The following is a 20945-nucleotide window of genomic DNA, read 5'->3' on the forward strand; positions in this document are numbered from 1 at the left end:
GCGAGTTAGCCGAAAGTTTCCCGCAACAGCCCGGCGAATGCGTCCCGTGCCAGGTGGCGTTGGGTGTCCTTGTGCCAGAACAGCAGGTTATCCACGGCCGCCAGTTCTTCAAATCGATACGACGCCAGTTGATTGGCCTGCTCATAGCGCGCCAGGATGCCTTCCGGCGCCAGCGCTACGCCAATGCCGGCACTCACACAGCCGATAATCGTGCCCCAACTGGCATAGCTGGCGATGGCCGGCTTGAAGTCGTAGGGCTTGACCCAGTTCTCCAGCGCCGCGCGGTAGGGGCAGCCGGGTGGCCAGACCAGCAGGGTGCGGCCGGCCAGGTCGGCCGCACTGTTGATCGGTGCGCTGGACACACTGGCGATCAGCACCAGCTGTTCGCTGTAGACCACGCTGTGTTCGAGCTTGGTGCGTTGGTTGCCGGCGGCCACCAGCGCCACGTCGAGGCGATGGTGTTGCAGATCGTCCAGCAGTTGCCCCCAGGCACCGGTCACCAGCTCCAGGCTGACGTCGGGGTAGCGTCGATGGTATTCCGCCAGCAACGGCGGCAGGCGGCCGCTGGCGCTGGACTCCACCGCGCCGATGCGCAAGGTGCCACGGGGAATGGCGTTGGCGTCTACGGCGCGTTTGGATTCATCCACCAGCGCGAGGATGCGCTCGCAGTAGTCCAGGAAAATTTCCCCGGCGGCACTGATGGCCAGCCCACGCCCGGCACGGATGAATAACGGTGTGCCCAGCTCGCTTTCCAGCTGCTTGATGCGCGTGGTGATGTTCGACGGCACGCAATGCAATTGCAGTGCGGCCTGGGCCACGCTGCCGGTTTGCGCCACGGCTCTCACCATCTTCAGTTGGGCCAGTTCCATTGCTCAGTTCCACTGATTTCAGAAGTCAGAAACGGTTAATTGTCCTGCGATGTGCCCAGGCCAAGACTGACGGCATTCCTTCCCTGTTTCTGGATGCCGTTGATGAATGCCCCGTCACCCGTAAAGCTTACGCTAGTCATCGCCAGCGTGATTCTCTGTTGGGCCTATTCGCCGATTGGCGTGCACATCGGCCTGCACAGCTACAGTCCGGGCCAGCTGGCGTTGCTGCGATTTCTGATCGCTTCGGTATTGATGGGCGCGGTGGCGCTGGTGCTGGGGATTGGTCGGCCACGTCTGCGGGACATGCCGTGGTTGCTCGTGCTGGGTTTTTTCGGGGTGTTCCTGCACCACACTAGCCTCAATTATGGGCAGCAATGGGGGACAGCGGCGGCGTCCAGCGTACTCGCGCAATCAGCGCCGTTGTTCAGTGTGCTGATCGCGGCGTTCTGTTTGAAGGAGCGAGTCAGCCTTTGGCGGTGGGGCTGTGTGCTGTTGGGGTTGCTGGGCGTGCTGGTGGTGATCTGGGGCGACCAGGGCCTCGGCGAGATGGACCCGCGCGGCCTGTTGATCCTGCTGGCGGCGGCCTCATGGAGTGTGTACTTCGTCATCCAGAAGCACTGTGCGCATCGCTACAGCCTACTGACCCTGGCGTGCTACATGGTGTGGTCGGGCACCCTGATGCTCTGCGTGAACCTGCCTGGCCTGCCCACCGCCGTGGCGCGAGCGCCGTTGGTGGAGAACCTGGCAGTGTTGGTGCTGGGGGTTTTCCCCAGTGCGTTGGCCTACCTGGCGTGGGGGTTCGTGTTAAAGCACGTCGACGTCAGCCGCGCGTCGGTGGCGATGTACCTGATCCCGCCAGTGGCCATGGGGATGGCGGCCACGCTGCTGGGCGAGCACGTAGCCTTGCAGGTGGTGCTCGGCGGGGTGATCGTGCTGGCGAGTGTGGCGGCCATCAGCCTGGAAGGGCGTTGGCGGTCAGGCGCTCAGGCTGAACGCACGCAAGCGGTGGCCGTCGAGGTCCTGGGCGACGAAGGTGTAGCCAAAGTCCAGCGTGGTCGGTGACTGAAGGATCGTGGCGCCCCGTTCTACCCATTGTTCGTGCAGGGCATCGACGGCGGCGGTATCGGCCAGCGAAAAACAGACTTCACCGCCGCCGCCCGTGGCCTGGGCCGCAGGTTCCACGGTATGGCGTGACCACAGGCCGAGCTTCACGCCATGGTCGAGAATGAACAGGGCAAAGGTCGGGTTCAATTCGACCGGTGGCTTGTCCAGCAGGCGGCTGTAGAAATTGGCGCTGGTGGCCGGGCTGTCGACATACAGCAGGAAGTAATGGGCGAGGGTGTTCATGCAGGCTCCTTGAGTACGGGCGGTTATGTGAGCCCAGTCTATAAGGCCGCCCTGTCAGTTCTTGTCAGGAGTGCGCAGGCTGGTCGCAGCAATCATCCATAAAGCGCCCAGGACTACGCGTAGACACTCTCCGGTTCAGGCCATTAAAACGCCAGTCAGGCGAGCTTGGTCAGATTAGGCGAGCGTGCCGGATGCAATTTCCCCCTTGCTCCGCTAGCATTACCGGCTTCCGCTTCCCAGTTGCGACGGTTTTCGATGAGTTATCAGGTTCTTGCACGTAAATGGCGTCCGCGCTCGTTCCGCGAAATGGTCGGCCAGACCCATGTGCTCAAGGCTCTGATCAATGCCTTGGACAGCCAACGGCTGCATCACGCCTACCTGTTTACCGGTACCCGGGGTGTCGGCAAGACCACCATTGCCCGAATTATTGCCAAATGCCTGAACTGTGAGACGGGGATCACATCGACGCCCTGTGGTACCTGTTCGGTGTGCCGCGAGATCGACGAAGGGCGTTTTGTCGACCTGATCGAGATCGACGCCGCCAGCCGCACCAAGGTCGAAGACACGCGGGAACTGCTGGATAACGTGCAGTACGCGCCGAGTCGCGGCCGCTTCAAGGTCTACCTGATCGACGAAGTACACATGCTGTCCAGCCACTCGTTCAACGCATTGTTGAAGACCCTGGAAGAGCCGCCGCCCTACGTCAAATTCATTCTGGCCACCACCGACCCGCAGAAGCTTCCTGCAACTATTTTGTCGCGGTGCCTGCAGTTTTCCCTGAAAAACATGACCCCTGAGCGCGTGGTCGAGCACTTGACCCATGTGCTGGGTGTCGAGAACGTACCGTTCGAAGACGACGCCCTGTGGCTGCTTGGCCGCGCTGCCGATGGCTCGATGCGCGATGCCATGAGCCTCACTGACCAGGCCATTGCCTTTGGTGAAGGCAAGGTCATGGCCGCCGATGTGCGTGCCATGCTCGGCACCCTGGATCACGGCCAGGTGTTCGATGTGCTGCACGCATTGATCGAGGGCGACGCCAAGAAGTTGCTCGAAGCCGTGCGCCACTTGTCGGAGCAAGGCCCGGACTGGAACGGCGTGCTTTCGGAAATCCTCAACGTGCTGCACCGCGTCGCCATTGCCCAGGCGCTGCCTGAAGGTGTCGACAATGGCCATGGCGACCGCGACCGCGTGCTGGCCCTGGCCCAGGCGTTGCCGGCCGAAGATGTGCAGTTCTACTACCAGATGGGCCTGATCGGCCGTCGGGACCTGCCGTTGGCGCCGGATCCGCGCGGTGGTTTCGAAATGGTCCTGTTACGAATGCTGGCCTTCCGGCCTGCCGACTCCACGGACGCCCCGAGACAGCCGCTAAAGCCAGTGGGGATCAGCCAAGCCACAGTTGATTCCGCCAAACCAGTGGCTGGCGCGGCGGTTGTCGCGCCAGTGGTTGCTGCGCCTGCGCCGGTTGCCCCGGCGCCAGAGCCTGTAGCTGTTGCGCCGGAAGTCGCGCCGGAGCCGCTGATCGAGCCCGAGCCGGCCCCAGTGGTTGACCTGCCCTGGAATGACCCGCTGGAGGCTGACGCTGAAGTCGAGTTGCAGCCCGCCGTGGAGCCGGTGCTGGAAACCGCTGGCGAGCAGCCCGAGCTGACGCCGATGCCTACGCCGACCCCGGACAGCGTGGTGCCGGACGCGCCGGAATGGGTCAGCGCGCCGGTGCCTGAGCCCACTGTGGCCCAGGTGGATGCCGCAGTCCCAGGTATCGACCTCGACGACGAACCGCCGCTGGACGAAGACTACATCGAACCGGACATCGATTCGGCCTACAGCTACCTGGACGAACTGGCCAGCGAACATGCGGCCGAGCCGGCCCCCGAGCCCGAGGCCGAACCCGCCGCAGCACCCGCTACCGGCCTGGCCCTGCAATGGCTGGAGCTGTTCCCGAAACTGCCGATTTCCGGCATGACCGGCAGCATCGCCGCCAACTGCACCCTGATCGCGATCGAGGGCGACCACTGGCTGTTGCATCTGGACCCGGCTCACAGCGCCTTGTTCAACGCGACCCAGCAGCGCCGACTCAACGATGCCCTTAACCAGTACCATGAGCGCACGCTGACCATTGCCATCGAGTTGATCAAGCCCGAGCAGGAAACCCCGGCCCAGGCCGCGACTCGCCGGCGCCTGAACCGCCAGCGCGAAGCCGAAGAGTCGATCCACGCTGATCCGCTCATCCAGCAAATGATGGAACAGTTCGGTGCGGTCGTCCGTCACGATACTATTGAACCTGTCGAAGCCCCGGTGCCCCAGGCGTCATGACACCGGGCTACTTATTGATCCACGTACTTTTGAGGTGATTCCCATGATGAAAGGTGGCATGGCCGGCCTGATGAAGCAGGCGCAGCAGATGCAGGAAAAGATGGCCAAGATGCAGGAAGAACTGGCCAACGCCGAAGTCACCGGTAAAGCCGGTGGCGATATGGTCAGCGTGGTGATGACTGGCCGTCACGACATCAAGCGCGTGAGCATCGACCCGAGCCTGCTCGAAGGCGTCAGCGATGACGACCGTGAAGTGCTCGAAGATCTGTTCGCCGCCGCCGTCAACGACGCCGTGCGCAAGATCGAAGCCAACAGCCAGGACAAAATGTCCGGCGTGACCGCTGGCATGCAACTGCCGCCGGGTATGAAGCTGCCGTTCTGATCGGCCAGCCTTGGCTAGACTGAAATGCCAGGCATTGCGCCTGGCATTTTTGTTTGTGCCGATCCGATCGAACCCTGGCCCGGCACTCATGGTCTGCACCCTATACCGATGGATTCGATAAGGAGCCCCCTGATGCCTCAAGAACTGACTCTTAACCAGCGCATTGTCCTGGTTTCGCGCCCTCACGGCGCCCCCACGCCAGAGAACTTCCGCCTTGAGCGGGTAACCCTGCCGGAACTGGCGGACGGCCAGGTACTGCTGAAGACGCTGTACCTGTCCCTCGACCCATACATGCGCGGGCGCATGAGCGACGCCCCGTCCTACGCGGCGCCGGTGGAAATCGACGAAGTGATGACCGGTGGCGCTGTCAGCCGTGTCGAGCAGTCGCGCCATCCGAAATTCGAAGTGGGCGAGCTGGTGGTCGGGGCTACCGGCTGGCAGAGCCACAGCATTTCCGACGGTCGCAACCTGATCCCGGTGCCCAAGGGCTTGGCCAGTCCATCCATGGCCCTGGGCGTGTTAGGCATGCCGGGGATGACCGCCTACATGGGCTTGATGGATATCGGCCAGCCCAAGGCCGGGGAAACCCTGGTGGTGGCGGCAGCGTCCGGCGCCGTGGGCTCGGTGGTGGGGCAAGTGGCCAAGCTCAAGGGCTTGCGAGTGGTCGGTATCGCGGGCGGCCCCGACAAGTGCCGCTACGTTGTGGACGAGCTGGGCTTTGATGCCTGTATCGACCACAAGAGCGAGCACTTCGTCGATGAGCTGGCCCAGGCCTGCTTCAAGGGCGTGGATATCTACTTTGAGAACGTCGGTGGCAAGGTTTTCGATGCCGTCATGCCGCTGCTCAACCCCAAGGCACGGATTCCCCTGTGCGGCCTGATTGCTGGCTATAACGCCCATGAAGCGCCCAGCGGGCCTGATCGTTTGCCGGCGCTGCAACGTACCTTGCTGACCAAGCGCGTGCGTATCCAGGGTTTTATCGTGTTTGATGACTACGGTGATCGCCAGCCGGAGTTCCTCAGCGCCATGGCGCCGTGGGTGCGCGACGGCAAGATCAAGTTCCGCGAAGACGTGGTCGACGGCTTGGAGCAGGCACCCGCGGCCTTTATCGGTTTGCTCGAAGGGCGCAACTTCGGCAAGTTGGTGGTGCGTGTCGCGCAGGATTGAGCATTTGACGCTAATCCGAGGCGCGGGTATAAACCGCGTCTCGTTGTTTTGTCGGACCATTCCCCCATGAGCTTCAGCCCCCTGATTCGCCAACTGATCGACGCCTTGCGCACCTTGCCCGGTGTGGGTCAGAAAACCGCCCAGCGTATGGCGCTGCAACTGCTGGAGCGGGATCGCAGCGGCGGCACCCGGCTGGCCCAGGCCCTGAGCCAGGCCATGGAAGGGGTTGGCCACTGCCGGCAGTGCCGCACCCTCACCGAAGAAGAGCTCTGCCCGCAATGCGCCGACCCACGCCGCGATGACACGCTGCTGTGTGTGGTGGAGGGGCCGATGGACGTGTATGCGGTGGAGCAGACCGGTTATCGCGGGCGCTACTTCGTGCTCAAGGGCCACCTGTCGCCCCTGGACGGCCTGGGGCCGGAAGCGATCGGTATTCCACAGCTGGTGGCGCGTATAGAAGCGCAGGGCACGTTTACCGAAGTGATCCTGGCCACCAACCCGACCGTGGAAGGTGAAGCCACCGCGCATTACATCGCCCAACTGCTGAGCAACAAAGGCCTGGTCACTTCGCGCATCGCCCATGGCGTGCCGTTGGGGGGCGAGTTGGAGTTGGTGGACGGCGGCACGTTGGCGCATTCGTTTGCCGGTCGAAAACCGATCGCGCTCTAACGATCACCGCAGGCTCAAATGTGGGAGGGGGCTTGCCCCCGATAGCAGGGGATCAGCCAATGAATCTGTTGACTGACACACTGCCATCGGGAGCAAGCCCCCTCCCACTTTGGATTTGCACACGGCTTGATAACCAAGCAAGCGCTTGGTAATTTCGCTCCACCTTACCGTGGAGCTTGCCGATGCCTGCCTTCCAGGACTACTTCGACCCCAGCCACCAATTGGTTCGTGACAGCGTGCGCCGTTTCGTCGAGCGCGAAATGCTGCCGGACATCGAGCAGTGGGAGGAGGCGGAAAGCTTTCCCCGGGAGTTGTACCGCAAGGCAGGCGCGGCGGGGATCCTCGGCATCGGTTATCCCGAAGCCCTGGGCGGTAGCCATGAAGGTGATCTGTTCGCCAAGGTCGCCGCCAGCGAGGAGTTGATGCGCTGTGGTTCCGGTGGTGTGGTGGCGGGCTTGGGCTCGCTGGATATCGGTTTGCCGCCGGTGGTCAAATGGGCGCGGCCCGAGTTGCGCGAGCGTGTGGCACCGCAGGTGTTGTCGGGCGAGAAGATCATCGCCCTGGCCGTCACCGAGCCCGGTGGCGGTTCCGATGTGGCCAACCTGCAAACCCGCGCCATTCGCGACGGCGATCATTACCGGGTCAGCGGCAGCAAGACCTTTATCACCAGCGGTATTCGTGCCGACTTCTACACCGTGGCGGTGCGTACCGGTGGGCCTGGCTTTGGCGGCATCAGCCTGTTGCTGATTGAAAAGGGCACTGCCGGTTTTACCGTGGGCCAGCCACTCAAGAAGATGGGCTGGTGGGCGTCCGACACCGCTGAATTGTTCTTCGATGATTGCCGGGTGCCTGTCGCTAACCTGATCGGCGCCGAGAACCTGGGATTTGCCTGCATCATGGGCAACTTCCAGAGCGAACGCCTGGCCTTGGCCCTCATGGCCAATATGACTGCACAGCTTGCGCTGGAGGAAAGCCTCAAATGGGCCGCCCAGCGTGAAGCGTTCGGCAAACCCATTGGCAAGTTCCAGGTGCTCAAGCATCGCCTGGCAGAAATGGCCACCGCCGTGGAAGTCTCAAGGGAGTTCACCTACCGCCAGGCCGCGAAAATGGCCGCTGGCGTCAGTGTGATCAAGGAAATTTCCATGGCTAAAAACCTGGCCACCGACACCGCTGACCGCGTCACTTATGACGCCGTGCAGATACTCGGCGGCCAGGGGTATATGCGTGGCAGCCTGGTGGAGCGGCTGTATCGCGACAACCGCATCCTGTCCATCGGCGGGGGCACCCGCGAAGTGATGAATGAAATCATCAGCAAGCAGATGGGGTTGTGAGGTGTGTTGTCCTTAATGGCTTCATCGGGAGTCCTGGTCACCGTTACCGTTCAGTCAGGGCAAACTGCGTCAGGCAAAAGGTCGGAATCCCCATGTCTTCCAAGCGCTGCGAGCCACCCAGCTCCGGCAGGTCGATGATCGCCGCCGCTTCAAAAAGCCTCGCGCCCATGCGCCGTACCAGGTTCGCCGCGGCGATCAGGGTGCCGCCGGTGGCGATCAGGTCATCGAACATCAGCACCGAGTCACCTTCGCACAGGCTGTCGGCGTGCACTTCGAGGAAGGCTTCACCGTATTCGGTCTGGTAACCCTCGGTCAGCACATCGGCCGGCAGCTTGCCTTGCTTGCGGAACAGGATCAGCGGTTTGTTCAATTGGTAGGCGAGGATCGAGCCGATCAGGAAGCCTCGGGCGTCCATCGCGCCGATATGGGTGAAGTCGGCTTCGACGTAGCGGTGGGCAAAGCTATCGGCCACCAGGCGCAGGGCGCGGGGCGATTGGAACAGTGGCGTGATATCGCGAAAGATCACCCCAGGCTTGGGGAAGTCGATGACAGGGCGAATCAGGGATTTGATGTCGAACGAATCGAAGATCATCGTCGAAGAGTCCTGGGGCAGGGAAGCGGACTCGAAGTATACCCGCGGCCTCGCGGGTTGGCGCGGCCCCAGGTGTCTGGATCAACCTTTGAACATCAACCTTCCAGCGAACCGCCGGCCAATGCACACAGCTGGATCGGGTCGAGGATATGCACTTCCTTGCCTTCGGCGGCGATCAGCTCGTTCTGTTGGAAACGGGTGAACACCCGCGACACGGTTTCCACGGCCAGGCCAAGGTAGTTACCAATTTCGTTGCGCGACATGCTCAGGCGGAACTGGTTGGCCGAGAAACCACGGGCACGGAACCGCGCCGACAAGTTGACCAGGAACGTCGCAATGCGCTCGTCGGCGGTTTTTTTCGACAACAGCAGCATCATTTGCTGGTCATCACGAATTTCGCGACTCATCACGCGCATCAGCTGACGGCGCAGTTGCGGCAGTTGCAGGGCCAATTCGTCCAGGCGTTCGAAAGGAATTTCGCACACCGATGTGGTCTCCAGGGCCTGGGCCGACACAGGGTGAATCTCGGTGTCCATGCCCGACAGCCCGACCAGCTCGCTTGGCAGGTGGAAGCCGGTGATCTGTTCTTCGCCGCTGTCGCTCAGGCTGAATGTCTTCAACGCGCCCGACCGTACTGCATAGACGGAATCGAACTTGTCGCCCTGGCGAAACAGAAACTCGCCTTTTTTCAGCGGGCGACCGCGTTTAACGATATCGTCCAGCGCATCCATGTCTTCCAGATTCAACGAAAGTGGCAGGCAGAGGGGCGCCAGGCTGCAATCCTTGCAGTGAGCCTGGCTGTGAGCGCGCAGTTTGACTGGCTCGGACATTTCTTAAATCCTTGTGGGAGAACACACATAAGACGTAAGGGTACCGCACTGGGAGGCGTTGAGGCCAGCGTGTACAAAAAACCAGCATCGGCATAAAGCTTTATGTGTCCAGGTCGATACAAAGGGACGAATGCTTGAGCTCGGAGGCTCGAATCATGATCTCCATTAGTGCGAATATCCCGGTCAATACGGCCTTGATGGATTCGCCGCCGTCGAAAGACCTGGTGGCGGAGACCAAGGCTGCCGCCGCCGCCAAGGCACTCAAGGACGCAACGGCCACGCCGCTGCGGCAAACCAAGGAACCTGAAGGCGTGAAGGTGACCATTTCCGGTGCCGCCTTGCTTGCTGCCAGTGCCGCGAAGAAGTCCAACAGTGATATCGAGGAGAGCGGCCTGCCGGATAACATTCAGCAGGCCCTCAAGATGATCCGCAAGATCAAGGAGCAGATCGCCGAGAAACAGCAGGAACTGCAAGCGGTGATGGCGGACAAGAGCCTTAGCCCGGAAGAGGCGCGGATCAAGATCAGCAATCTGCAAGGGGCGCTGAGCACCCTGCAAGCTAGCCTGGTGACCGCGCAAACGTCCCTGGCCAAGTCGATGAAAGGCTTGAGTGGCCCAGATGCACTCAAGGCCGGTTCCCTGGCAATGGCGTAGGACGGTCTCAGATCACCCGTGAAAATCGATGCCGGTTCTGGTGGTCCAGATAGGCATCGAACACCATGCACACCGAGCGCACCAGCAGGCGTCCGGCCGGCAGCACCCGAATACCCTGGGCGTCGAGCTCGATCAGGCCGTCTTCTGCCATCGCCTCCAGTTGCGGCCAGACTTCGTCGAAGTACCCGCGAAAATCAATGTTGAATGCCTGTTCGATCTGTTCGAAGTCCAGGCTGAAATTGCAGATCAATTGCTGAATCACTTCCCGCCGTAATCGATCGTCCGTGGTACACAACAAGCCACGGCTGGTGGCCAATTGTGCGCCGGCCAGTGCGTTCTGATAGCCGCTGAGGTCGCTGGTGTTCTGGCAATACAGGTCGCCAATCTGGCTGATTGCCGATACCCCGAGCCCGATCAAGTCGCAATGGCCATGGGTGGTATAGCCCTGGAAGTTGCGTTGCAGCGTGCCTTCTTCCTGGGCGATGGCCAGTTCGTCGTCCGGCAGGGCGAAGTGGTCCATGCCGATGTAGCGGTAGCCGGCCTCGGTCAGTTGTTCAATAGTGGTTTGCAGCATCAGTAGCTTTTGCGCCGGTGCGGGCAGGTCGTCGCTGTTGATCCGCCGCTGGGGCATGAAACGCTCCGGCAGGTGTGCGTAGTTGAACACCGACAAGCGGTCCGGTTGCAGCTTGATCACTTCTTCCACGGTGCGTGCGAAGTTGATGGGGGTTTGCTTGGGCAGGCCGTAGATCAGGTCGATATTGATCGAGCGAAACTGCAGGGTGCGCGCCGCGTCGATCACCGCGCGGGTTTCTTCCAGGCTTTGCAGGCGATTGACCGCCCGCTGCACGTCCGGGTCGAGGTCTTGCACGCCGATGCTGACACGGTTGAAGCCCAGTTCGCGCAACAGGCCCATGGTCGCCCAATCGGCCTCACGCGGGTCGATCTCGATGCCGTAGTCGCCGGAATCATCGTCGAGCAGATTGAAGTGTTTGCGCAGGCAGGCCATCACCTGGCGCAGTTCGTCATGGCTGAGAAACGTTGGGGTGCCGCCGCCGAAGTGCAGTTGTTCCACCGATTGCTTGGGGTCGAGATGGCAGGCGACCAATTGGATTTCCTGCTCCAGGCGCTGCAGGTAAGCCTGGGCGCGGCCCCGGTCCTTGGTGATCACCTTGTTACAGGCGCAGTAGTAGCAAATGTTCGCGCAGAATGGCACATGCACATACAGCGATAACGGTCGGACGGCCTTACGGCTGTCGCGCAGGGCGTGGAGCAGGTCGAAGGTACCGACCTGACTGTCGAATTGTACGGCGGTGGGGTAGGACGTGTAGCGCGGCCCCGCCAAGTCGTAGCGGTGAATCAGATTGCTGTCCCAACGAATGGCGTCGAGCATGCGGGCGTTCCCCCGGATAGGCTAGTGGGCCGAGTCTAGGGGCGTGGCTGAAAAGGCATCTTGATTTGCGTCAACGGGGAGCGGCGCTATGCCACATGGCCTTTTAGTGGCCCATTAGCCAGTGCTGATGGGGCCCTGGCAAGGTCCAGATACCGAACAGCATCACCAGCACGCCCCCCGCCACACGCACGCTACGTTTGCGCAATAACGCCGTGACGCGTTCGGCGGCCAGCCCCGTCGCCAGCAGCACTGGCCAGGTGCCGAGGCCGAACGCCAGCATCAGCAGCGCACTGTCCAGCGCATTGCCCTGGCTGGCAGCCCACAGCAGGGTGCTGTAGACCAGGCCGCACGGCAACCAGCCCCACAGCGCGCCCAGCAGCAGGGCGCGGGGCAGGCTGGACACTGGCAGCAAACGGTTCGCGACCGGCTGGATGTAGCGCCACAGGCCGCGCCCAAGGCTTTCGATACGGGTCAGCCCGCTCCACCAGCCGGCCAGGTATAGGCCCATGCAGATCAGCAGCAACCCGGCGAGCACGCGCATGAACATCGCCGCCGGGCTGTTGGCCACGGCCCAACCGGCCAGGCCGATCAACAGGCCCGCCGTGGCATAGCTGAGGATGCGGCCGAGGTTATACGCCAGCAGCAGGCGAAACCTGCGGCTGCGTTGTTCCTTGGGGATCGCCAGGGTCAGCGCGCCCATCAGCCCGCCGCACATGCCCAGGCAATGGCCGCCGCCCAAGAGCCCGAGGATCAAGGCGGAGACCAGCAGCGGCAGGAGTTCAAGCATGGGGAGGGTCTTTGGGTTGGGCCGGCTGTTCGGGGCCGTTGGCCTTGTCAACGGCGGCCAGGTGGTTCGGGTCCTGGTCGTCGAACAGCACGCTGTGGGCCGGGCCGTCGAGGTCGTCGTACTGACCACTGTCCACGGCCCAGAAGAAGATGTAGATGGCGACGCCCACTAACAGCAGCGCCGCTGGAATCATCACGTATAGAGCTGGCATCTGCACTCCATGCCCGCGCGGCTCAAGCCGGCAGCGGGCGATTTACCAAGGGGGCGCTTTTGGCCTGCGCACTCGGCAGGCGAGTCAGGCGCAGGGCGTTGAGCACCACGGTCAACGAACTGAGGGACATGCCGATCGCCGCCCAGATCGGCGTGATCCAGCCGAGGGCGGCAAACGGCAGCATCAGGCCATTGTACAGCCCGGCCCAAAGCAGGTTTTCAATGATGACCCGACGGGTGCGTCGCGCCAAGGTGAAGGCTTGCACCAAGGCATCCAGGCGGTTGGACAGCAATACCGCGTCCGCGCTGGTTTTCGCCAGGTCCGTGGCCGAACCCATGGCCACGCTGATATCGGCGGCGGCGAGTACGGGGACATCATTGACACCGTCACCCAGCATCAACACCTTACGGCCTTGCTGATGCAACTGTTGCAGCACCTGCAGCTTGTCGTCAGGGCGCAGGCCGCCGTGGGCTTCGTCGATGCCCAGTTCGGCGGCCACGCTGGCGACCATCGGTGAACTGTCCCCCGACAGCAGCAGCGTGCGCCAGCCCCGTGCCTTGCACGCAGCCAGCAGGGCCGGCGCGTCGCTGCGCAGGCGGTCATCCAGTACGAACCAGGCGAGGGCGCCGTCGCGGTCGCCCAGCAGCAGCCATTGTCCGGCTTCGTCCGGTGAGGCGGGGATCGGACAACCGCTCAGTGCGCACACGAACCCCGGCTGGCCGATCCGCAGCAGGCGTTCGCCGACGCGACCTTCCAGGCCCAGGCCGGGGGTACTGAGCACTTCGTCAGCGGCCAGGGGGGCACGGCCGAAGGCCCGTGCGATCGGATGTTCAGAGCGATTTTCGAGGGCAGCGGCGAGGCCCAGGCACTGGTCGCTGTCCAGGGCGCCCAGCGGCCGGATCGCGCGCAGCGCCAGGCGCCCTTCGGTGAGGGTGCCGGTCTTGTCGAAAATCACCGTGTCAATCTGGTTCAAGCCTTCCAGCACATGGCCTCGGGTGAGCAACAAGCCGAGTTTGTGCAGGGTGCCGGTGGCGGCAGTCAGGGCGGTTGGCGTGGCCAGCGAGAGGGCGCACGGGCAGGTCGCCACCAGCATCGCCAATACGATCCAGAACGCCCGCGACGAATCCAGCTCCCACCAGAGCAGGCCGATCAGCACGGCAGCGAGCAGTGAGCAGAGCAGGAACCATTGTGCGGCGCGGTCGGCTATCTGCGCCAGGCGCGGTTTGTCGGCCTGGGCCCGTTCCAGCAGGCGCACGATGGCCGACAAGCGCGTGTCATGCCCCAGGGCGCGGACCTCGACCGTCAGTGCGCCTTCGACGTTGAGGGTGCCCGCCGTCACAGCGTCGCCGACCTGGCGCGGCTGCGGCAGGTACTCGCCGGTCAGCAGGGATTCGTCGATGCTGGACTGGCCGTCGAGGATCACCCCATCTGCCGGCAATACCGCGCCGGGGTGCACCAACACGCGGTCGCCCAACGCCAGTTCGCTGAGCAGGATACGTTCGCTCTGCCCATCACTTTTCATGCGCAGGCATGAGGCGGGCAGCAGGTTGACCAATTGCGCGGTCGCCGCCGCCGTGCGTTCCCGGGCACGCCGCTCCAGGTAACGCCCGGCCAGCAGGAACAGGGCGAACATGCCCACCGCGTCGAAATACAATTCGCCGACCCCGGTGATCGAGGTCCAGATGCCGGCCAGGTACGCGCCGCCAATCGCCAGGGACACCGACACATCCATGGTCAGGTGGCGGGTGCGCAAGTCGCGCATGGCGCCCTTGAAAAACGGTGCGCAGCTGTAGAACACGATGGGGGTCGTGAGAAACATCGCGACCCAGCGCAGGATCACGTGCAACTCCGGGCTCAGGTCGATATTGAATTCCGGCCAGGTGGCCATGGTTGCCATCATCGCCTGGAACCACAGCAGTCCGGCGACCCCCAGTTGGCGCAGGGCCCGCCGGTTTTCGCCGGCCAGTTGTTCGGCGGCGCGGTCCGCCTGGTAAGGGTGGGCGGCGTAGCCGATATGGCGCAACTCACTGAGCAGTTGGCTCAACGGCAATTGCCCGTCGGCCCAACGTACATGCAGGCGATGGTTGGACAGGTTGAGACGCGCCTCGGCCACGGCGGGCAGGCTGCGCAGGTGTTTTTCGATCAGCCAGCCACACGCGGCGCAACTGATGCCTTCCATCAACAGGGTGGCTTCGGCAAGGTCGCCTTCGTGGCGTACGAAGGGTTTTTGCACGTCGGCGCGGTCGTACAGTGCCAGTTCGTCCACCAGTTGCACCGGCAGGGCCTCGGGGTTGGCCGAGGCTTCGCTGCGGTGCTGGTAATAGCTTTCCAGCCCGCCGGCCACGATTGCCTCGGCCACCGCCTGGCAACCCGGGCAGCACAGCTCGCGGCGCTCGCCGAGGATCTCGGCGGTGAACCGGCTGCCGGGTGGCACGGGCAGGGCGCAGTGGTAGCAGGGAGTGGGGCTGGTCATGGCGTGAGATCTTGGGTGGCAGGGAGGGCCTCATCGCGGGCAGGCCCGCGCCCACAGGGGCGCTCGTTCCTGAGGTGTGAGCGGGCTTGCTCGCGATGCGCGAAGCGCAGGCGTTTACTTCTTCAGGTCTTCAGCACCTTGCAACGGCTCATCACCCAACAGCAAGTCCTTGTCGTGGCTGACCTGTTCTTCTTCGAACAGGCGCCAGGTCCGGTCACCTTCCACACCGAGCAGTTCCACGAAACGGCGGCCTTCGACCTTGTCGGTGACCTGGCCGATATAGCGTCCGGGTTCGCTGGCGCTGCGGGTCAGGTTGATCTTGCGATCCTTCTCCGGCTGGGTCGGGGAGATCAGGTTCAGTTCCAGGGTCGACGGGCCGCTGTTGCCGGTCAGATATACCTCGACTTCGCCGGTCAGTTCGTCCAGGTGCACCTTGGCGCGCAGTTGCAGGGTCTGGGCCAGTAGTTCGCGGTCCAGGGAGCGGTTGATGCCTTTGCCGGCCTCGTAGTAGTTGTCGTTGACCAGGTTGTCCGGGTTCTTGACTGCGATGGTCACCATGGACAAGGTCAAGGTCACCGAGCAGGCCAGGATCCCAATGATGATCCAGGGCCAGAGGTGCTTGTACCAAGGGCTTGTGGCAGTAGCTGCGGGCATTGTTCTGCTCTCTGGTTAACGAAGTAGTGTGGTTAACGAACCTGAGGGCCGATGAACCGGCTCTTGGCTTCAATATGCACGTTGGCGTCATCGGCATCCTTGAGGATGAAGGTCACCTCATTGGTGCTCGACGGTAACTGCTCCGGTGCGCTCGACAGTTCGACCGGCATGCTGACGATATCGCCGGCGGCCACCTTGATTTCGCGTCGGCCTTGCAGCTTGAGGTCCGGCAGACCGGCGGCGTCGAGCACGTAGGTGTGGTCGCGCTGGTCCTTGTTCATGATCTTCAGGCTGTAGACGTTTTCGATCCGGCCTTCGGCGTTTTCGCGGTAGAGCACGCGGTCCTTGCTGACGTCGAAACCTACCAGCGAACGCATGAAGAATGCCGTGGCCAACAGGCTCATCATCGCCAGCAGCACCAGCGCATAGCCGATCAGGCGCGGGCGCAGTTTGTGGGTCTTCTGCCCGGACAGGTTGTGCTCGGTGGTGTAGCTGATCAGGCCGCGCGGGTAGTCCATCTTGTCCATGATGTTGTCGCAGGCGTCGATGCACGCAGCACAGCCGATGCATTCGATTTGCAGGCCATCGCGGATGTCGATACCGGTGGGGCAGACTTGCACGCACATCGTGCAGTCGATGCAATCGCCCAGGCCCTGGGCCTTGTAGTCGGCACCCTTTTTACGTGGGCCACGCACTTCGCCACGGCGTGGGTCGTAGGAGACGATCAGGGTGTCTTTGTCGAACATCACGCTCTGGAACCGCGCGTACGGGCACATATAGATGCACACCTGTTCGCGCAGCCAGCCGGCGTTGCCATAGGTGGCGAGGGTGAAGAAACCCACCCAGAAATACGACCAGCCATCGGCCTGGCCGGTGAAGAAGTCGAACACCAGTTCGCGAATCGGCGAGAAGTAACCGACGAAGGTCATACCGGTGACAAAGCCGATCAGCAGCCACAGGGTGTGCTTGCTGAATTTGCGCAGGAACTTGTTGGCCCCCATCGGCGCCTTGTCCAGCTTGATGCGCTGGTTACGGTCGCCTTCGGTGACCTTTTCGCACCACATGAAGATCCATGTCCACACGCTTTGCGGGCAGGTATACCCGCACCATATGCGCCCGGCGTACACCGTGATAAAGAACAGGCCGAACGCCGCAACGATGAGAATGCCCGAGAGCAGGATGAAATCCTGGGGCCAGAAGGTCGCACCAAAAATGAAGAATTTACGCTCCGGAAGGTTCCACCACACGGCTTGGTGCCCCCCCCAATTCAGCCACACGGTGCCGAAGTAGAGGAGGAACAAACCGGCGCCACCGAGCATACGCAAGTTGCGAAACAGGCCGGTGAAGGCACGGGTGTAGATTTTCTCTCGCGATGCGTAGAGATCGACAGGTTGATTCGAGTTTTTGGCAGGCGGGGTAACGTCATGTACCGGTATTTGGTTGCTCATCATTGCATCCCACGGCGGTGGAGATTTGCCTCGGCCAGTACGTGCCAACCGGGGTCAAATGAAGGGTGTTGCAGTGGCGTAATGATACGCCCCCGATGGTACTCCAAGGGTGCGACCTTTGGTCGCGTTGGGGGAAATCAATTGATGGTGTACGTGACCTGGATCAATTGACTTGGGAAGTATGGACGGTTTTTGCGGGGCCAGCCTTCAAAACACCGACGATCCAATGTGGGAGGGGGCTTGCTCCCAATAGCGGAGTGTCAGTCAATAAAGGTCTGACTGATCCACCGCTATCGGGGGCAAGCCCCCTCCCACATTGGTTTTTTCTGTGTTTCTAAATAACGGTCGGTATTACTGCCCTTCAGCCTTTTTATCCCCATGGGACAAGCTGTAAACATACGCCGCGAGCAAGTGCACCTTGTCGTTGCCCTGCAGTTGCTCCTGCGCAGGCATCTGGCCCTGACGGCCCCAACGGATGGTCTGCTGCAGTTGGGCGAAGCTCGAACCGTAGATGAATGCACCCGGGTGGGTCAGGTCGGGTGCGCCCATGGCTGGGGTGCCTTTACCGGCCGGGCCGTGGCAGGCCACGCAGTTGGCGGCGAAGAGTTTCTCGCCGTTGGCCGCGTCGGCTTTCACGCCTTCCGGCAGCTTGCGGCCGTCGAGGTTGGTGATGACGAACGCGGCCACATCGCTGACGCCTTGTTCCTTGAGGATATCCAGCCAGGCCGGCATGACGGCATGGCGACCTTTCATGATGGTTTCCTTGATGGTCGCCGGTTCGCCACCCCAGCGCCAATCGGCGTCGGTCAGGTTGGGGAAACCGTAGGCGCCCTTGGCGTCGGAACCGTGGCACACGGAGCAGTTGGAGGCGAACAGGCGGCCGCCCATCTTCAAGGCTTGCGGGTCCTTGGCCACTTCTTCAATCGGCATCGAGGCGAATTTGGCAAAGATCGGCCCGAACTTGGCGTCCGACTTGGCCATTTCCTTTTCCCATTCATGCACGCCGGTCCAGCCGGTCTGGCCGTTGGCGAACGGGGTTTGCTTGTCGTTGTCGAGGTAGTTGTAGCCCGGCAGCAGGCCTTTCCAATTGCCCAGGCCGGGGTACAGCACCAGGTAGCCAAGGGCGAAGACGATGGTGCCGACGAACAGCATGAACCACCACTTCGGCAGCGGGTTGTCGTACTCCTCGATGCCGTCGAACGAGTGGCCAACGGTTTCGTCCGTTTGCTCGGCGCGCTGGCCCTTGCGGGTCGACAGCAGCAGCCAGGTCAGGGCGAAGATGGTACCCAGACTGAGGACTGTGACGTACAGACTCCAGAACGTAGTCATTCTTTGTTACTCCTAGAAGCTTGCTCGACGTGCTTGATGGCTTCGGGATCATCCGCAAAAGGCAGCATGGTCGCGTCGTCAAACTCCGACTTGCGCCGCGGGCTGAACACCCACAACGCCAGGCCGATAAAGGCCACCATCACCACCACGGTGCCCAGGCCACGAATCATCCCGATATCCATGAAGAATCACCGTTTGCTTTTGATGATGGTGCCAAGGCCTTGCAGGTAGGCCACCAATGCGTCCATTTCGGTCTTGCCCTTCACGGCTGCGGCTGCACCGGCGATGTCTTCGTCGGTGTAGGGCACGCCCAGGGTGCGCAAGACTTCCATCTTCTTCGCGGTGTCCTTGCCGTCGAGCTTGTTTTCCACGAGGAACGGGTACGCCGGCATTTTCGACTCAGGCACCACGTTGCGCGGGTTGTACAAGTGCGCACGCTGCCAGTCGTCGGAGTAACGCCCGCCGACACGGGCCAGGTCCGGGCCGGTACGCTTGGAACCCCACAGGAACGGGTGGTCCCAGACACTTTCACCGGCGACCGAGTAGTGGCCGTAGCGTTCGGTTTCGGCGCGGAACGGTCGGATCATCTGCGAGTGGCAGCCGACACAACCGTTGGCGATGTAGACGTCGCGGCCTTCCAGTTCAAGGGCGGTGCGGGGCTTCATGCCTTCGACCGGCTTGTTGGTCACGTCCTGGAAAAACAGCGGAACGATCTGGGTCAGGCCGCCGATACTCACGGCGATGACCATGAAGAAGGCCAGCAGGCCGATATTCTTCTCGACTACTTCATGCTTCATCAGTGGGCTCCCACAACGACGATCTTGGCGGCGGCTTCGGCTTCTGCAGGGTCGGAAGCACGCACGGTGCGCCAGACGTTGTAGGCCATGAACAGCATGCCGGTGGCAAAGAACGCGCCGCCCAGGGCACGGACGATGTAGCCCGGGTGGCTGGCTTGCAGCGCTTCGACGAAGGAGTAGGTGAGGGTGCCGTCATCGTTGATCGCACGCCACATCAGGCCCTGGGTGATGCCGTTGACCCACATCGAGGCGATGTAGAGCACGGTGCCGATGGTGGCCAGCCAGAAGTGCGTGTTGATCAGCCCGACGCTGTGCATCTGCGCACGGCCGAAGATTTTCGGGATCATGTGGTACAGCGCGCCGATGGAGATCATCGCCACCCAACCCAGGGCGCCGGCGTGTACGTGGCCGATGGTCCAGTCGGTGTAGTGGGAGAGCGAGTTGACGGTCTTGATGGCCATCATCGGCCCTTCGAAGGTCGACATGCCGTAGAACGCCAGCGAAACCACCAGGAAGCGTAGGATCGGGTCGGTGCGCAGCTTATGCCAGGCGCCCGACAGGGTCATCATGCCGTTGATCATGCCGCCCCAGCTCGGTGCCAGCAGGATGATCGACATCGCCATGCCCAGGGACTGCGCCCAATCCGGCAACGCGGTGTAGTGCAAGTGGTGCGGGCCGGCCCAGATGTACAGGGTGATCAGCGCCCAGAAGTGCACGATGGACAGGCGATACGAGTAAATAGGACGTTCGGCCTGTTTCGGCACGAAGTAGTACATCATCCCCAGGAAACCGGTGGTGAGGAAGAAACCCACGGCGTTGTGGCCGTACCACCACTGGATCATCGCATCCGTCGCCCCGGCGTAGGCCGAGTAGGACTTGAACAGGCTGACCGGCAGCGACGCGTGGTTGACGATGTGCAGCATCGCCGTCACCAGGATGAAGGCACCGTAGAACCAGTTACCCACATAGATGTGCTTGGTCTTGCGCTTGGTGATGGTGCCGAAGAACACCACCGCGTAGGTCACCCACACGATCGCGAGCAAAATGGCGATGGGCCATTCCAGCTCGGCGTATTCCTTGGTGGTGGTGTAGCCCAGCGGCAACGTGATGCCGGCCCCGACGATCACCGCTTGCCATCCCCAGAAGGTGAACGCGGCGAGGCCATCGGAAATCAGTCGCGTCTGGCAGGTTCGCTGCACGACATAGTAGGAGGTGGCAAACAGGGCACATCCGCCGAAGGCGAAAATCACCAGGTTGGTGTGCAGCGGGCGCAGGCGGCCAAAGGTCGTCCAGGGCAAGCCGAAGTTCAATTCCGGCCAGACCAGTTGCGAGGCGATGAACACCCCGAGCCCCATGCCAAGGATCCCCCAGACCACCGTCATGATGGCGAACTGGCGGACTACCTTATAGTTATAAGCAGTCGGACTGATTGCTGTGCTCATTCTAAGGTTCCACGGTTTAGGTTTTTTTATAGGTAAAAATCGGTCGCAAGTATGGAGAAACCGAGGTGCCATTGCAACGCAAGGGTGACCTGTGTCAATGCGTTCCACGCCAGATTCTGCGCCCTTTCCATGTTTGATGTAAGGACAAAATCCGAAATGGAAAGCTGATCAAATGGACAGGAATTTTATCAGGTCGTGGAGACTTGTTACTGGGTGTGTATGAACACGCTGCCCGGCTGACGAGTGGTCAGTGGCACGACAGCC

The 20945-nt window shown here is 62.1% G+C and carries 21 protein-coding genes; 7 read left to right on the top strand and 14 right to left on the bottom strand.

Annotated elements, in window-relative coordinates:
- Nucleotides 1-5 precede the first annotated feature (5 nt).
- Nucleotides 6-869, bottom strand: a complete 864-nt coding sequence (locus A7317_RS21465; RefSeq protein WP_069076775.1) for a LysR family transcriptional regulator — start codon at nucleotides 867-869, stop codon at nucleotides 6-8.
- Between the two features lie 102 nt (nucleotides 870-971).
- On the opposite strand from A7317_RS21465, the gene A7317_RS21470 reads away from it, so the two are divergent.
- Entirely contained in the window at nucleotides 972-1931 is a 960-nt protein-coding gene (locus tag A7317_RS21470; RefSeq protein WP_069076776.1) for a DMT family transporter, read from the top strand.
- Here the strand turns inward: A7317_RS21470 and A7317_RS21475 are convergent.
- Nucleotides 1845-2216 (bottom strand): VOC family protein, encoded by a 372-nt coding sequence (locus tag A7317_RS21475; protein WP_069076777.1) that lies wholly within the window; start codon nucleotides 2214-2216, stop codon nucleotides 1845-1847. The genes A7317_RS21470 and A7317_RS21475 overlap by 87 nt on opposite strands.
- A gap of 255 nt (nucleotides 2217-2471) precedes the next feature.
- On the opposite strand from A7317_RS21475, the gene dnaX reads away from it, so the two are divergent.
- From dnaX to A7317_RS21500, 5 genes are all read left to right on the top strand, one after another.
- The gene (gene dnaX / locus A7317_RS21480; RefSeq protein WP_069076778.1) at nucleotides 2472-4526 is read left to right on the top strand and encodes a DNA polymerase III subunit gamma/tau; all 2055 of its coding nucleotides are present in this window, start codon (nucleotides 2472-2474) and stop codon (nucleotides 4524-4526) included.
- 43 nt (nucleotides 4527-4569) lie between these two features.
- Nucleotides 4570-4908, top strand: a complete 339-nt coding sequence (locus A7317_RS21485) for a YbaB/EbfC family nucleoid-associated protein (RefSeq protein ID WP_017527493.1) — start codon at nucleotides 4570-4572, stop codon at nucleotides 4906-4908.
- A gap of 132 nt (nucleotides 4909-5040) precedes the next feature.
- Nucleotides 5041-6075, top strand: coding sequence for an NADP-dependent oxidoreductase (locus tag A7317_RS21490; protein ID WP_069076779.1), 1035 nt, complete (start codon nucleotides 5041-5043; stop codon nucleotides 6073-6075).
- Nucleotides 6076-6141: 66 nt separating this feature from the next.
- Nucleotides 6142-6744 carry a recombination mediator RecR gene (recR, locus tag A7317_RS21495; protein ID WP_017845247.1) on the top strand — a complete coding sequence of 201 codons (603 nt, stop codon included), beginning with the start codon at nucleotides 6142-6144 and terminating at the stop codon, nucleotides 6742-6744.
- A gap of 182 nt (nucleotides 6745-6926) precedes the next feature.
- Nucleotides 6927-8075, top strand: a complete 1149-nt coding sequence (locus tag A7317_RS21500; RefSeq protein ID WP_024076837.1) for an acyl-CoA dehydrogenase family protein — start codon at nucleotides 6927-6929, stop codon at nucleotides 8073-8075.
- 43 nt (nucleotides 8076-8118) lie between these two features.
- On the opposite strand, the gene A7317_RS21505 is transcribed toward A7317_RS21500, so the two are convergent.
- Together A7317_RS21505 and fnr are read right to left on the bottom strand one after the other, a co-directional pair.
- Nucleotides 8119-8667, bottom strand: a complete 549-nt coding sequence (locus A7317_RS21505; protein WP_024076836.1) for an adenine phosphoribosyltransferase — start codon at nucleotides 8665-8667, stop codon at nucleotides 8119-8121.
- Between the two features lie 95 nt (nucleotides 8668-8762).
- On the bottom strand, nucleotides 8763-9497 hold the full coding sequence (gene fnr, locus A7317_RS21510; RefSeq protein WP_016979302.1) for a fumarate/nitrate reduction transcriptional regulator Fnr: 735 nt from the start codon (nucleotides 9495-9497) through the stop codon (nucleotides 8763-8765).
- Nucleotides 9498-9652: 155 nt separating this feature from the next.
- Between fnr and A7317_RS21515 the strand changes: the two genes are divergently transcribed.
- Entirely contained in the window at nucleotides 9653-10150 is a 498-nt protein-coding gene (locus tag A7317_RS21515; RefSeq protein ID WP_024076835.1) for a hypothetical protein, read from the top strand.
- 7 nt (nucleotides 10151-10157) lie between these two features.
- Here A7317_RS21515 and hemN read toward each other — a convergent pair whose 3' ends face one another.
- The 10 genes from hemN to ccoN all read right to left on the bottom strand — a co-directional run bounded on the left by hemN (nucleotide 10158) and on the right by ccoN (nucleotide 20681).
- Entirely contained in the window at nucleotides 10158-11540 is a 1383-nt protein-coding gene (hemN, locus tag A7317_RS21520) for an oxygen-independent coproporphyrinogen III oxidase (RefSeq protein ID WP_069076780.1), read from the bottom strand.
- A gap of 103 nt (nucleotides 11541-11643) precedes the next feature.
- The gene (locus A7317_RS21525; protein WP_024076833.1) at nucleotides 11644-12327 is read right to left on the bottom strand and encodes a sulfite exporter TauE/SafE family protein; all 684 of its coding nucleotides are present in this window, start codon (nucleotides 12325-12327) and stop codon (nucleotides 11644-11646) included.
- Nucleotides 12320-12538: a cbb3-type cytochrome oxidase assembly protein CcoS gene (gene ccoS / locus A7317_RS21530; protein WP_024076832.1), complete on the bottom strand. Its 219-nt coding sequence runs from the start codon at nucleotides 12536-12538 to the stop codon at nucleotides 12320-12322. The genes A7317_RS21525 and ccoS overlap by 8 nt, the downstream gene beginning before the upstream one ends.
- A 22-nt stretch (nucleotides 12539-12560) precedes the next feature.
- Nucleotides 12561-15011 carry a heavy metal translocating P-type ATPase gene (locus A7317_RS21535; RefSeq protein ID WP_069076781.1) on the bottom strand — a complete coding sequence of 817 codons (2451 nt, stop codon included), beginning with the start codon at nucleotides 15009-15011 and terminating at the stop codon, nucleotides 12561-12563.
- Between the two features lie 114 nt (nucleotides 15012-15125).
- Entirely contained in the window at nucleotides 15126-15665 is a 540-nt protein-coding gene (locus A7317_RS21540) for a FixH family protein (RefSeq protein ID WP_024076830.1), read from the bottom strand.
- 32 nt (nucleotides 15666-15697) lie between these two features.
- Nucleotides 15698-17113 carry a cytochrome c oxidase accessory protein CcoG gene (ccoG, locus tag A7317_RS21545; protein WP_024076829.1) on the bottom strand — a complete coding sequence of 472 codons (1416 nt, stop codon included), beginning with the start codon at nucleotides 17111-17113 and terminating at the stop codon, nucleotides 15698-15700.
- Between the two features lie 351 nt (nucleotides 17114-17464).
- The gene (gene ccoP / locus A7317_RS21550; protein WP_024076828.1) at nucleotides 17465-18442 is read right to left on the bottom strand and encodes a cytochrome-c oxidase, cbb3-type subunit III; all 978 of its coding nucleotides are present in this window, start codon (nucleotides 18440-18442) and stop codon (nucleotides 17465-17467) included.
- Nucleotides 18439-18624, bottom strand: coding sequence for a CcoQ/FixQ family Cbb3-type cytochrome c oxidase assembly chaperone (locus A7317_RS21555; RefSeq protein ID WP_003193169.1), 186 nt, complete (start codon nucleotides 18622-18624; stop codon nucleotides 18439-18441). The genes ccoP and A7317_RS21555 overlap by 4 nt, the downstream gene beginning before the upstream one ends.
- A gap of 6 nt (nucleotides 18625-18630) precedes the next feature.
- On the bottom strand, nucleotides 18631-19239 hold the full coding sequence (gene ccoO, locus A7317_RS21560) for a cytochrome-c oxidase, cbb3-type subunit II (RefSeq protein WP_003193167.1): 609 nt from the start codon (nucleotides 19237-19239) through the stop codon (nucleotides 18631-18633).
- The gene (gene ccoN / locus A7317_RS21565; RefSeq protein WP_024076827.1) at nucleotides 19239-20681 is read right to left on the bottom strand and encodes a cytochrome-c oxidase, cbb3-type subunit I; all 1443 of its coding nucleotides are present in this window, start codon (nucleotides 20679-20681) and stop codon (nucleotides 19239-19241) included. The genes ccoO and ccoN overlap by 1 nt, the downstream gene beginning before the upstream one ends.
- Between the last annotated feature and the right edge of the window lie 264 nt (nucleotides 20682-20945).

Source organism: Pseudomonas fluorescens, assembly GCF_001708445.1.
GTDB classification, from domain to species: domain Bacteria; phylum Pseudomonadota; class Gammaproteobacteria; order Pseudomonadales; family Pseudomonadaceae; genus Aquipseudomonas; species Aquipseudomonas gorinensis.

Bases quoted from the DNA above. Each gene is read 5' to 3' on its own strand.
- A7317_RS21525 (WP_024076833.1), bottom strand. From the start codon at position 12,327: ATGCTTGAACTCCTGCCGCTGCTGGTCTCCGCCTTGATCCTCGGGCTC.
- hemN (WP_069076780.1), bottom strand. From the start codon at position 11,540: ATGCTCGACGCCATTCGTTGGGACAGCAATCTGATTCACCGCTACGAC.
- ccoN (WP_024076827.1), bottom strand. From the start codon at position 20,681: ATGAGCACAGCAATCAGTCCGACTGCTTATAACTATAAGGTAGTCCGC.
- ccoS (WP_024076832.1), bottom strand. From the start codon at position 12,538: ATGCCAGCTCTATACGTGATGATTCCAGCGGCGCTGCTGTTAGTGGGC.
- A7317_RS21535 (WP_069076781.1), bottom strand. From the start codon at position 15,011: ATGACCAGCCCCACTCCCTGCTACCACTGCGCCCTGCCCGTGCCACCC.
- recR (WP_017845247.1), top strand. From the start codon at position 6,142: ATGAGCTTCAGCCCCCTGATTCGCCAACTGATCGACGCCTTGCGCACC.
- A7317_RS21500 (WP_024076837.1), top strand. From the start codon at position 6,927: ATGCCTGCCTTCCAGGACTACTTCGACCCCAGCCACCAATTGGTTCGT.
- dnaX (WP_069076778.1), top strand. From the start codon at position 2,472: ATGAGTTATCAGGTTCTTGCACGTAAATGGCGTCCGCGCTCGTTCCGC.
- A7317_RS21515 (WP_024076835.1), top strand. From the start codon at position 9,653: ATGATCTCCATTAGTGCGAATATCCCGGTCAATACGGCCTTGATGGAT.
- A7317_RS21475 (WP_069076777.1), bottom strand. From the start codon at position 2,216: ATGAACACCCTCGCCCATTACTTCCTGCTGTATGTCGACAGCCCGGCC.
- ccoP (WP_024076828.1), bottom strand. From the start codon at position 18,442: ATGACTACGTTCTGGAGTCTGTACGTCACAGTCCTCAGTCTGGGTACC.
- fnr (WP_016979302.1), bottom strand. From the start codon at position 9,497: ATGTCCGAGCCAGTCAAACTGCGCGCTCACAGCCAGGCTCACTGCAAG.
- A7317_RS21470 (WP_069076776.1), top strand. From the start codon at position 972: ATGAATGCCCCGTCACCCGTAAAGCTTACGCTAGTCATCGCCAGCGTG.
- ccoG (WP_024076829.1), bottom strand. From the start codon at position 17,113: ATGAGCAACCAAATACCGGTACATGACGTTACCCCGCCTGCCAAAAAC.
- A7317_RS21485 (WP_017527493.1), top strand. From the start codon at position 4,570: ATGATGAAAGGTGGCATGGCCGGCCTGATGAAGCAGGCGCAGCAGATG.
- A7317_RS21490 (WP_069076779.1), top strand. From the start codon at position 5,041: ATGCCTCAAGAACTGACTCTTAACCAGCGCATTGTCCTGGTTTCGCGC.
- A7317_RS21540 (WP_024076830.1), bottom strand. From the start codon at position 15,665: ATGCCCGCAGCTACTGCCACAAGCCCTTGGTACAAGCACCTCTGGCCC.
- A7317_RS21465 (WP_069076775.1), bottom strand. From the start codon at position 869: ATGGAACTGGCCCAACTGAAGATGGTGAGAGCCGTGGCGCAAACCGGC.
- A7317_RS21505 (WP_024076836.1), bottom strand. From the start codon at position 8,667: ATGATCTTCGATTCGTTCGACATCAAATCCCTGATTCGCCCTGTCATC.
- ccoO (WP_003193167.1), bottom strand. From the start codon at position 19,239: ATGAAGCATGAAGTAGTCGAGAAGAATATCGGCCTGCTGGCCTTCTTC.
- A7317_RS21555 (WP_003193169.1), bottom strand. From the start codon at position 18,624: ATGGATATCGGGATGATTCGTGGCCTGGGCACCGTGGTGGTGATGGTG.